We start from the raw sequence: 11,776 nt of genomic DNA on the forward strand, positions 1-11,776 counted from the left end.
CGGGAGCGGGCTTAGTCAAGGCGGTCTTCAAGCGAGCGCGTGTTGCCAAAGTGTAGAGGGTCCAGTTTGGTCCGGTAGATATCTTCAGCGGCATCTCCAGCGAGTGTGGTTCCAAATGTGTCGATGGCGTCTTTGATGACATCCCGGAAAAAAGCAAATTTTTTCGGAACGGCGTAGACGATGTCGCCCGGTTGGAGTTGAACATCCAAAGATCGCCCGCTGAGGATTTTGAAAACCCGCGCCTTCTTTGAGTCAAACTGGGACATGTCCATAAGCATGACTTTCGGGCTGACATGATTACCGCGAACGATGAGGATATGACCGTCGGAAGTATCTTTGTTCATACCGCCGGCCTGAATGATTGCATTCATCAGTGAGAGGCTGGAGTGTGCGAACTGGACGCCTTGAGGGCTGTTGAATGATCCCAAAGCATATATTTTTCGTTCCAGGGCCGATGGGACGAAAATGATGTCGCCACTCTGGATTTCCAGATTTTGTGTAGCATCGGCTTCATAGACCAGTTTTTCGAAGTCAACAGGAATGACCTGACCGCGTCGAACCAGCGTGGCATGGGCCAGATCGTGAATGTCTGCAGTGACATTGCGGATGTCACCGAGTTTCATGCCGCCGGCCTGAGCAAGGGCATCAAGCAGGTGCATTCGGCCGGTGAGTTGGTAAACCTGAGGGGCGTTCATCTGTCCAAGGACCGTGAAGGTCTGGCTTCCAAAACGGGCTGGTGTAATGTTGAGAATGGCATAGTTGAGCTCTTTGCTCAGGCGGGAACGCATGTCTTCGGTGAGTTCATCAATGGTCCGGCCTGCTGCCGGAACTGTTCCGAGCAGCATATAGGTGATATTGCCGGAAGGATCGATGGGTAATGTACGCTGGTTCTGAGTGTCATCGTAACCGTAGAGAGTGATTTGAAGTTGGTCTCCGACGCCTAGTCGGTAGGGGCCCGTGTCGCGTTCGGTGAGGAGTTTTGAGTCAACGGTATCTTCCGGGCTTAATTGAACCCAGACTCCGGTTTCCATTTCTTCCAGCGTCAGATCTCCGGCTTTAGGGAGTTCCATTACATTGGCCGGAAGCAGTTCTTTATTGTTTTCAAGGCGGGGTTCATTCCTCAGCGATGTGCAGCCTGCTGCAAGAACGACGAGTGCGATCAGGATGGTGGATGGAATCAAACGAGAGCTCATCACGGGGTGGTCTCCTGCGGGAAGAAGTATTTACGATTGATATCGGAGGCGAATTCACCGGCGAATGTGGAGACGAACGTGCGGATCATGGATTTTGCGAGGTTGCGGGTGAACAGGAATGATTTTTCAGGTACGTATACGATGTCTCCAGCTTCAAGAAACACATCATGTTCTTTGCCAAGCAGAATATCTCTCAGATTGATTTTAAATACTTTCGGAGCGTTCATGGCATCGCGCAGCAGTACAACACGTTTGATGTCAGCAGAGTCTTCGAGGTAGCCGCCGCTCCCCTGGTCAATTCCGGTAATCAGCTGAACCAGCGTCATGCCGGAGGTGTACGGCTGAGACTGCTGGTTGTTGACTTCTCCCATGAGGTATACTTCGCGGCCAAGTGCCGAGGCAATATAGATGACATCTCCGGGGCGAATGTAGATGTCTTCTGAGAAATCATTTTCTTTCATCAACCGTTCAAAATCGACGGGTATTTTCTCTGTGCCGCGCAGAAGCCAGCTGTCTGTGTAGTTATGGATTTCGATGGTGTTGTCGTGATAGCGCCCCTGGGCAATTCCTTTGGCTCTGGCAATGGCCTGTCGTACGGTGATCGGGGTTTCAAGAGGATAACTGCTGGCGCTGTCCACTTTTCCGAAAATGGAGAACCGGTTGGAGATGAACTGCTTTGGAATAATGGAAACCTGCGGGTTGTTAAACAGGTTTCTCAGTTGCTCTTCCATCTCTTGGGAGACGTCTTCGGGAGTGCGCCCTTCCGCAGGGATACCAGGCAGAAACATGTAGTAAAGTTTTCCATCCGGAGCAATGGGGATGCCCTGAGCAATGGTGTCGCGTTGGCCGAAGATGCTGACTTCAACAACATCCCCAACCTGTAATGTTCGGTTTTCAGGTGTGTGGGGAACAAAATACTCCGGCGGAAATTTAGATTTCTTCTGGGTCAGGGTCAGTTGTTCCAGACTTACTGTTGCGTCCGTTTCCGCGGAGGGTATCTCTGCAAAAAGCACGATTTCGGAAAAAAGGAATAGCAGAAAAATGAGTTTGCAGAGTTTAAGTCCGTTTTTCATGGGTGCCGGGTTCCTCTTCGGACGGTTGATTATGTTTTTTCGATTTATTCATCCACTCAATAAAAGACAGTTCTTCTTCCTCTGACATTTCTTCAAACCCCGGGGTTTCTTTGATTTCCTCGGGCGCAGTTTTCTGAGAGAAGGAAGGGGCTTCAGGCTCTGTGGTGTGTTCCTGAGATTCTCCTGGAACGGGCTCCATGAACTCAGGTGCCGATTCCTTGCTTTTTTGGACGCGATCAAACAGTCCCGCAATAAGGCCGCGTTGATCGGGCAGGCTGCGTATGACACGCTGCTGGCGGACATCTTCCAGATAGTAAGGGTTTACCTTGTTGAAAACCAGAGCCCTCGGCGCCAGTCCGCGGTCTTCCAGAAACTCCAGCCCTGCATCGACAAGTTTTCGGTCACTGACTGGAGAAGCAATCACATAAATCAGCTCGTCTTGGAATGCGCTTACGGTTCCGGCCAGAGGGTTGTCCAGTACCGAGGGGATTTCTGTGATGATGAGATCATAGCTGCTGCAGAGCAGATCCCGGAGTCTTGGCATGGATGGTCCTTTGGCGAGATCGAGGAGATCGGAGCGCATCTGGTTGACGCGAACCACATCGACACCGTGCACCGTTAAAAGCATATCTGATAATTCTGCCTGGTCACTAAGATAATCTTCGAGGCCCATTTGAGGCCATGCGGTATCGGCCAGATCCGGCAGGCACGGATTTGATTTTGTGTCAAAGCTGACGAATAGAACTCTGAGATTCAGCGAACTGTAGTAGCGCGCCAGATTGAACGATATGATGCTTTTTCCCTCGTCATCGAGAGAGCTTGCAAATCCGAACATTTTAGCCTTTTTTCCTCGCAGAAGAACATTCAGGCGGTCTGAAATCTCTCGAGTAGAAGGAAGCAGAAGCTCGTACGCATCATATTGTTCAAAATTCGGAATTTCTACAATCGATGCAAGGCAGGGAGCATCATACGCTTTTTCCAGCTGGTGCAGTGTGCGGATTTTTCCATCCAGCAGTTCGATCAGAAGAATAATAGCGATGCCGCCGAAAAAACCGAAAACAAACCCTGCGATTGGAATCACCCTCCCGAGGAGTGATGATCCACCGGGCTCGGCACTTGTGGCTGAGCTGAACAGACGAAAATCGGACAGGCTTGCGGTCATGGTTGCATGAGCCGATTCTTCGCTGGCTTTAAGCTGTTTGTAGCTGGCATCCAGAGTAGAGCGTTTTTCGAGCAGCCGGGCATATTCTTTTTCCAGTCCGGGCAGTTTCTGGAAATGGGCATTCAGTTTGTCGAGATCATTTTGAAGCGCCGCCACCTGTTGAGCGGCCACTTGCTCTTCAGATCTCAATTTCATGAGTTCGCCTTCGAGCTGTCCTTTGAGCGGGTTGGAAATATATGTCCTTTCGCGCGTTTCATCAAAGGTTCCGCTTTGGAGCATTTTGCGCAGCTCTTCGAGTTCTTTTTCCTGACGCTGGATTTTCGGGTTGTCGGCTGCGTATTGAATGCGTGCCTGAAGCAGGGCGGCTTCGGCGTTGGAGATTCTTCGTTTGAGCGGGTTGTCCTCCTGCGCTTCGTCGAGAATCTCATCCGGAAGATCCGCTATCATTTTCTCGTAATTGTTGATTCGGACCAGTAATCCTTCGTGCGCGACTCTGGCGACACTTAACCGGTCTGCGGCTGCAGTTTTTGACGAAAAATAGTTCTCGTATTGTGTGTTGAGTTCCAGCAGTTCATTTTTTCGTTGGAAGTTTTCAACGGCCTCCGTTGCGGCCTTCAGTTCTTTTTCCACGTTTTCTCTTTGCGTATGATATTGTTCGTACGCAGCAGAAGCCAGGTCCCGATAAAATTTTGCATTGCTGCTGATGATGATTTCGGCAAGTTTGTTGACGGCCTGGATGGCTGTCTTCTCATCAGGCATGTCGTTAACCTGAAGGGTAATGATGTCCGATTTTCTTTGGCTGTCGTAAGAAATGCTTTGTTCCAGAGGTTCAAATCCTGTGAATTGCTCCAGGGAGGTGATGTTGTCTGGCGACAGCAGCATATCGAGTAATGTGTCTTCAGAGAGAGGTCGCAGCATGAAGGACGATCCCTGAGAATCGATTTGTTTCTGAGACGGGTTGGTGTAAATGATTTTTGCCTGGGCAGTGTAGGAGAAGCCTCCCTGAAGATGGCGCGTTGCCGACAGCAGGATCATCATTAAGCCGAAAGCGCAGGCCAGAGCAATCCAGAAGCGACGATAAACACCACGCATAATTTTAACGATGTCCAGATTTCGGAAAAAGTCCTGAAGATCATTCTCGCGTCGAATGCTTGTTGCCGGATCTGAGGAGTGGTCTGGAAGTCCTGCCCCCAAAACCGGAGTATTGGACGGTTTGGCTTTTTTTCGGCCAAGTGTCTGGTGGATGGTGTTCAGGTCTTCGAATTGGTCTTTAATTCGGAATGCCTGTTCCGTGCTGTGCCGGGGGGAGGCGGAGGATGGAGGAGTGAATGAATTTGTTTCCGATGTTTCATTCTGTTTGACGGCATCTGTTTTCGGAGTGGCGTCCGGTTCCTGTTGAGGCCGGGAGGGCGATGAGCCGGTTTCCTCCTGAACGGGGGCATCGGACCTTTCTTTTTCAGCCAGTTGCTCACGAGGCTGTCCGAAGGTCAGATTTTCTTCCGGTTTATCTCTCATATTCTGTTCCGCCTTTATTATACAGTCGTTTGCTTTGCGTTCATACTGTGTCCACTGTATCGTACAGATAAGTAACGGTTATAATCACCAATTTATTACGCTTTTTTAATGTAAATGGCAATAGAGGGACGTGTATCTCCTGACGTTCTTTTTTGTTCGCTGGCTCCATGGCCTGGCCCCAAAGAATAGGGTTGTACAGCCCCGGACATCTTTTCCAGAAATACAGATAACTCCATAACAGTCATAGTGTGGAGTTTATTAAAGGAAAAAAGATCAGTGATGATTGCTGCAGTAGGCGTCAGAGGATTTTTGGCTTATCCAAAATGTTTTTCAATGTCGCGCACAATCATTCGAATCATCTCCGCATCAATTCGATCCTTTTTCATCAAACATGCCCGGTCAACTGCCAGTTTGCAGACCCGGTTGATCTGGCGAGGGCATCCGCCTGAAAAAGAAAACAGCGGGTCGATACTGTCTTCTTCGAATATATCCAGTTTCTCGGCACCGGCAGTTTTCAGACGGTGCTGGAGGTACGGGGCGACTTCTTCGTAGCGCAGGTTTTTCAAATAGCAAAACATGCCCAGTCGCTGATAAATCTGCGGCAGGGAGCTCAGTTTCTCTTTCAGCTCTGGCTGACCGGAAAGGATGATAGTCAGGAGAGATTCCTGTTGGTTGTAGTTCGTCAGGCATTTCAGCTCATCAAGACACTCTTTACTCAGGAACTGAGACTCATCGAGGACCAAAATCAGGTGTTTGCCAATGGCGCCCACTTTGTTATGAAGCATGCCTTCAAACTCTTTGAGCTGGTAATATTTATCATTATTTCCAGGAGCATCGCCTGAGCCGCGAAGCTGCTGGTTGATTTCGGCTAGAATGTGCTCAAACGGCAGGTGAGCCGTATGGAGCTTGATCGTTGTGTATAGGTCTTTGCGAAGACGGGACCCCAGAACATTTAACACCATGGTTTTTCCGCTGCCGATTTCGCCGGTCATGGCGCCCATGCCCATCCCGCGGTCGGAAACCAGGTAAAGCAGACGTGCCAGCGCCTCGCCATGCGCTTCGCTTTCATAAAAAAACTGAGCGTCACAGTTTGACTCAAATGGCGGTTGTCTCATTTCCCAGAACGATAAATATTCCATAATATGGGCTTTCACTACTTGGCCGGGAGGATAGGTAAACCGATTTCCTGTTTAAAGAAAAACCTGCAAGTAATTGGGCTTTAATAAAATCCTGATAAATGACTGGTACTTGGGGGGTAAGTTTTCGTTTTGTGGTCAGTCGAAGGGGAGTGCAACTGGAATCGGCAGTTTGCCCTTTGAGTATTTTTCTGAATTCGGAATCGTCAATCTTCGCTTTTTATACTGTATAAACGGATAGTTTTCTTGTCATTTTTTTATTTCTTTTAATATTCTGTTCGCCCGTGTGGATTCGGCTGAAATGATGGAGAAGGGAGTCTCATCAATTTATATTGGTTGTCGGTGTGCTGGTGGCATGCCCCGTTTGGGCACAAACACCACAGGAAATGATTGAGTCGCATTTCTCGGGGTGACAGGAATCCGTTAAAATGACGACCCATACGGAGGTTTATAAGAAAACCCCTCAGGGAAATTTGACACTGCGGGTTTTCCTGAAAGGATCGTCCTACTGTTGTTTTCTTTTATGGCGGCGGTTGGAAGAGAGGCTCTGTTACTCAGTTGATCAAACAGAGTGGTTGATGGTCTCGCACGGTTACGTAGCAATTACGCCTCAATATCGTATAGGGAAAGGGCTCGGTACTAGGCCGCGTGAATCCGTAATGGACGCTAAACCCTGCATCCGCTGGGTAAGAAGCCATGCGATTGATTTAGGGATTGATCCGAATCGGTTGATGGTCGGAGGCGGATCGACCGGAGGTCTTCTGGCCGCTGCGTGTGCTTCGGTTGCAAAGATCAATCTAAGGATATTGAGACGGTGGACGGCGACCTCATCCGTCTCAAAAGATGGACACAAATTGCCCGCGAGAACATCAATGATGTTTGGCTGTGACAAACTCTAGTCTGCAAGGTATTCGAACCTTGGAAACAGAATAAAGGCGTATTTCTTCATTCGAGTCTGTTAAGCACAAACGCGAACGTTAGCGCCATATGGATCCGCGGAGTCCGGCGTCCAGCAGGTCCAGGCGGATTCCTGTGGTAATTGCTATGATCAGGCATGCAATCATTATTGCAATGAGTCCGGTAATCAGCATAGCCAGCACCATTGGGTGCATAGTGAGCTGGTGAATCGGATGCAGATAAATTGCATGCGTGTGCGAAAAGTGCATTCCGTGATCTTCTGGCAGATGCTGTTTCATCGTTTTCTCACCTTCTCCCGTTCCGGTTTTCTTATACTATTTTTCCGGAAGAAAAGCGATTTTTTAGATGATTTTTGTATTAATCCGACGAGCTAAAAACGCCGTTCCTTAACGTCGAAGGACAGCAACATTCACTGGTCCAATCCTTGGAGCTTTTTTTCAGCCTTTGGGAAAATAGGTACAGGCTTCGCCTGTTAGATCCGTTCCGGCGTTTCGATTCCCAGCAGCGAGAGGCCGTTTTTGAGGACGGCAGCGGCGAGAGCGCAGATGCGGATGCGGCTTTCGCGCGGGCCTTCATCGGCTTTGAGGAACGGGACGTTCTGGTAGAAGGAACTGTAGGCCTGCGAGAGGTCGTAGAGGTAGTCAGCCATGATGCTGGGGCGGTGGAGGCGCACGGCGGCTTCAACGGCGGACGCAAAGCGTGTAAGCTTCAGCGCGAGTCGACGTTCCTGTTCTTCGGTCAAAATGATCGGGAAGTCTTCTGGATTTGTGTCCGGGAATTGCGCGGCGTATTTGTCGCGCACGGAGGCGATGCGGGCGTAGGCGTACTGAAGGTACGGCGCGGAGTTGCCGTCCATGGCGAGCGCTTTTTCCCAGGTGAAGGTGACGAGGCTCTGCGGGTTCTGGCTGAGGTCGGTGTATTTGATGGCGCCGATTCCGATCGCGCGGGCGACTTCGCGCTGCTGAGCTTCGTCCATGTCCGGGCTGGAGGCTTTAACGACTTCGAGCGCGCGTTTCTCGGCTTCGTCGAGCAGGGCTTCGAGCTTGATGACGTTTCCTTCGCGGGTGGAGAAGGTGGCTTCAGGCAGGCGCATGAGGCCGAACCAGACGTGGGTGAGTTTGGTATCGATGCCCAGCTTTTTGCAGATGTGGAAGAACTGTTTGAAGTGCAGCTGCTGGCGTTCGTCGGTGACGTAAATGATTTCTGAAGGTTGGAACTCTTCGGTGCGCGAGGCGACGGTGGCGATGTCGGTGGTGGTGTAGTTGTAGCCGCCATCCGATTTGCGGACGATGGCGACGTTGAGGTTGTCGTCTTCCAGATTGCAGATGAGGGCACCTTCGGATTCTTCGCAGAGTTTTTCAGCCTGCAGACGGTCAATGACGCTGGCGAGATCATCGTTGTAGTAGCTTTCGCCGCGATAGAGGTCGAAGGATACATCGAGACGTTTGTAGATTTTGTTGAATTCGCTGAGGGTCAGTTCGATGAATTTTTCCCAGAGCGCGCGGTTTTCTGCGTCGCCTTGCTGGAGCTTGACGAGTTCGGCTTTGGCGCGATCTCGCCAGGTGTCGTCGTCCTTGGAGCGGTTGTAGCTTTCGACGTAGATGCGTTCGAGTTCTTCGACCGGTGCGGTTTTCAGGGCTTCCTGATCGGCGAATTCGCGGTAGCCGAGGATGATGAGGCCGAACTGGGTTCCCCAGTCGCCGAGGTGGTTGTCGGCGATGACGTTGTATCCGAGCGCACGGTAAAGCCGGTCCAGTGAGTTTCCGATGACGGTGGAGCGGATGTGGCCGATATGCATCGGTTTTGCCACATTGGGGCTGGAGTAGTCGATGATGACGGTTTGGCCGTTTCCAATGTTTGGAAGGCCCAGGGTGTCGTCGCCGAGCATTGCATCGAGTTGGGCTGAGAGCCCTTCATTTTTGAGGAAGATGTTAATGAATCCGGGGCCGGCGATTTCGATTTTTTCGACGACGTCGGGGAGGACGGCTTTGTCGATGAAGGCCTGCCCAATGGCGCGCGGATTGTTTTGGAGCGCTTTGGCGAGTTTCATGGCGGCTTCGCACTGGTAGTCGCCGAACTGTTCTTTCTTCGATTCAATCACCCCGAGATGAATGCTGGAGAGATCTGTCTCCGGGAAACAGGCGGTGAAGGTTTCGGAGCACCAGTCGGAAAGCTGTTTTTCAATCAATGTAATCTTGTTGTTCATGGTTTCTCTTTCGTCAAAAGCAGGCGGGATGCAATCATATTTCCGGATGCAGATAAAGTGCCTTTTGTTAGAGATCAATAAACCTAAACAATTTGGTTGCATTAAAAAACAACAAGATTAATCTGCCCTTAGAAAGCGGGCCAGTCCGCGTTTATTTGTGACAAAAAACAACGGGGGAAACCGATGGCTGCGAAAAAAACAGCAAAAAAAGCATCAGCGAAGAAAGTAACCAAAAAAGCGGTTGCCAAAAAAGCTCCGGTCAAGAAGGCCGTTGCTAAAAAAGCTCCGGCCAAGAAAAAGGTCGCAAAGAAAGCGGCTGCGAAAAAAACAGTTGTAACCAAAGAAAAATTCTATTCGATGGTTAATGAAGCGGCCTATTTTGCTGCCGAAAATGACGGCAATGCTAAAAGCGCTGTTGATTACTGGATGGAAGCCGAAGCGGCAATTTCATCTAAGTTCCAAATTAAATAAGCGACTGAACGATTGCTTCCCGGTTTGCCCGGATAAAAAAGGACTGCTTGCTGTCCTCAGATTGTTCAAAACCCTGTCGTCCGGCAGGGTTTTTTGTTTTGCAGGATCAGCAGGACACGGCTGAGGAACAAACCGTTTGTTTTCACTTTGCGACGATGTATTGAAAAAGCCGATCAGAATGAGACTTTCAGAGTCTGCTTATAAGCGGTCTGTACGTATTGCGGCGCACAGAGGTCCCTGCGGGAGTCTTTTCGGATGTTTTGTGTTTTTTACGAGTAAATTTCCCGTATCCTCGGCGGGATGAAATTTGGATATGAAAAACTGAAACAGGATGGTGCGGCACGGCGCGGAACGATCACAACGGCGCACGGCACAATCGATACGCCGGCCTTTATGCCGGTCGGTACAGCGGCGACGGTAAAAGGAATGCTTCCTGAGCAGGTGGCCGAGACCGGTGCACAGATTCTGCTTGGAAATACCTATCACCTGATGCTGCGTCCCGGCGCAGAGCGTGTGGCCGAACTGGGCGGCCTGCACACGTTTATGAATTGGGACAAACCGATTCTGACCGACTCCGGCGGCTATCAGGTAATGAGCCTTTCCAAGCTTCGGAAAATCACCGAGGAGGGGGTGACTTTTCAGTCTCATGTTGACGGCAGCCGCCAGCATTTGAGTCCTGAACGTTCTATCGAAATTCAGCATCTGCTCGATGCGGATATTACGATGGCTTTTGACGAATGTACGCCGTTCCCGGCGGATGAGGAGACCGCTGCCGAATCGATGCGGCTTTCCATGCGCTGGGCGGTCCGTTCTAAAGAGGCCTTTCAGCAGCGCGACGGATACGGACTGTTCGGTATTGTGCAGGGCAGTATTTATCCCGAGCTTCGCGAAGAGTCGGCCGAGGCGCTGAAGGAAATCGGTTTCGACGGCTATGCCATCGGCGGTCTTGCGGTTGGCGAGGGACAGGAACTGATGTTCCAAACCTTGGAAAAAACAATTCCGCACCTGCCGGAGGATCGGCCGCGTTATCTGATGGGCGTCGGTAAACCGCCGGATCTGGTCGGAGCAGTTATGCGCGGCGTGGATATGTTTGACTGTGTTCTGCCGACCCGTTCGGGGCGCACGGCCCAGGCCTTTACGCGGCGAGGAACGATCAATCTGATGAATGCCCGCCACGCGGCCGATCCGCGGCCGATAGATCCCGATTGTCAGTGCTATGCCTGCCGAAACTATTCGCGAGCCTATATCAACCATTTGCTGAAGTGTCAGGAAATGCTGGGGCCGATGCTGATCACCCGCCATAACCTGCATTATTATCAGGAACTGATGGCCGGAATGCGCAGCGCGATTGAACAGGGTGCGCTGCAGCAGTTTGCTGTCAATTTTGAAGCGCAGTACACCGGCGGTGACATTCCGGAAATTTGAAACTGGAAACTTGAAATTGGGAACTCCAATAACCAATAACGAATCTCCAGGAACCGGCAGCGGTAAGCTGCTGTTGCATACCTGCTGCGCGCCGTGCGCGGCACCGTCGGCGGAGCGGATGGTGCTGGCCGGGCGCGAGGTGATTCTTTTTTTCAGTAATTTTAATATTCATCCTGAAACGGAATATCAGAAACGGCTGGAGCACGCCCGCAAGCTGGCGAGGCGGATGAATCTGGTGATTGAAGAGGACCAGTACGACCACGCTGAATGGCTGAAGCATATCCATGGTTTGGAAAACGAACCAGAGAAGGGCAGGCGTTGTGAGAAATGTTTCGAGTTTTCGCTGGCACGGACCAACCAGATGGCTGAACGACTTGGCATTGAAGCGTTTGCCACCACGCTGACGCTCAGTCCACACAAGGTTTCGCGGATTATTTTTGAGATCGGCGCGCAGTTTCCGCGGTTCGAACCGATCGATTTCAAGAAGCAGGGGGGATTTCTGCGCAGCATTGAACTGAGCGAGGAATATGGCCTTTACCGCCAGAATTACTGTGGCTGTGAGTTTTCCCGGCGCTGATAGCAAACGATCGCGAGATAAATGGCTCATCGGAGAATTGCTGCTTGTAGGCGCCGGGGCTTGAAATCTCTACTTTGCTCGATACAATACGATTTTAAAT

General features: G+C 50.7%; 10 protein-coding genes. 4 read left to right on the forward strand and 6 right to left on the reverse strand.

From position 1 onward, the window contains the following. Positions 1–11: 11 nt before the first annotated feature. From GT409_RS12550 to GT409_RS12565, 4 genes are all read right to left on the reverse strand, one after another. Positions 12–1,193, reverse strand: coding sequence for a polysaccharide biosynthesis/export family protein (locus GT409_RS12550; RefSeq protein ID WP_160629413.1), 1,182 nt, complete (start codon positions 1,191–1,193; stop codon positions 12–14). Further along, positions 1,193–2,266 (reverse strand): polysaccharide biosynthesis/export family protein, encoded by a 1,074-nt coding sequence (locus GT409_RS12555; RefSeq protein WP_160629414.1) that lies wholly within the window; start codon positions 2,264–2,266, stop codon positions 1,193–1,195. The genes GT409_RS12550 and GT409_RS12555 overlap by 1 nt, the downstream gene beginning before the upstream one ends. Continuing rightward, the gene (locus GT409_RS12560) at positions 2,250–4,943 is read right to left on the reverse strand and encodes a GumC family protein (protein ID WP_160629415.1); all 2,694 of its coding nucleotides are present in this window, start codon (positions 4,941–4,943) and stop codon (positions 2,250–2,252) included. The genes GT409_RS12555 and GT409_RS12560 overlap by 17 nt, the downstream gene beginning before the upstream one ends. Positions 4,944–5,257: 314 nt before the next feature. Then, positions 5,258–6,058 carry an ExeA family protein gene (locus GT409_RS12565; protein ID WP_160629416.1) on the reverse strand — a complete coding sequence of 267 codons (801 nt, stop codon included), beginning with the start codon at positions 6,056–6,058 and terminating at the stop codon, positions 5,258–5,260. A 599-nt stretch (positions 6,059–6,657) separates the two neighbouring features. Between GT409_RS12565 and GT409_RS16165 the strand changes: the two genes are divergently transcribed. Next, positions 6,658–6,978: an alpha/beta hydrolase gene (locus tag GT409_RS16165; RefSeq protein WP_408647964.1), complete on the forward strand. Its 321-nt coding sequence runs from the start codon at positions 6,658–6,660 to the stop codon at positions 6,976–6,978. Between the two features lie 78 nt (positions 6,979–7,056). On the opposite strand, the gene GT409_RS12575 is transcribed toward GT409_RS16165, so the two are convergent. Next, positions 7,057–7,275, reverse strand: a complete 219-nt coding sequence (locus GT409_RS12575; RefSeq protein WP_160629418.1) for a hypothetical protein — start codon at positions 7,273–7,275, stop codon at positions 7,057–7,059. Between the two features lie 194 nt (positions 7,276–7,469). Further along, a complete protein-coding gene (gene argS, locus GT409_RS12580; protein ID WP_160629419.1) occupies positions 7,470–9,203 on the reverse strand; it encodes an arginine--tRNA ligase in 1,734 nt (577 codons plus the stop codon). 183 nt (positions 9,204–9,386) lie between these two features. Here argS and GT409_RS12585 point away from each other — a divergent pair, with 183 nt between their 5' ends. The 3 genes from GT409_RS12585 (at position 9,387) to GT409_RS12595 (ending at position 11,676) form a co-directional block, all read left to right on the forward strand. After that, positions 9,387–9,674 (forward strand): DUF2934 domain-containing protein, encoded by a 288-nt coding sequence (locus tag GT409_RS12585; protein ID WP_160629420.1) that lies wholly within the window; start codon positions 9,387–9,389, stop codon positions 9,672–9,674. A 300-nt stretch (positions 9,675–9,974) separates the two neighbouring features. After that, positions 9,975–11,099, forward strand: coding sequence for a tRNA guanosine(34) transglycosylase Tgt (tgt, locus tag GT409_RS12590; RefSeq protein WP_160629421.1), 1,125 nt, complete (start codon positions 9,975–9,977; stop codon positions 11,097–11,099). A 16-nt stretch (positions 11,100–11,115) separates the two neighbouring features. Continuing rightward, positions 11,116–11,676: an epoxyqueuosine reductase QueH gene (locus GT409_RS12595; protein WP_233231556.1), complete on the forward strand. Its 561-nt coding sequence runs from the start codon at positions 11,116–11,118 to the stop codon at positions 11,674–11,676. Positions 11,677–11,776: the final 100 nt, after the last annotated feature.

The organism is Tichowtungia aerotolerans (genome assembly GCF_009905215.1).
GTDB classification, from domain to species: domain Bacteria; phylum Verrucomicrobiota; class Kiritimatiellia; order Kiritimatiellales; family Tichowtungiaceae; genus Tichowtungia; species Tichowtungia aerotolerans.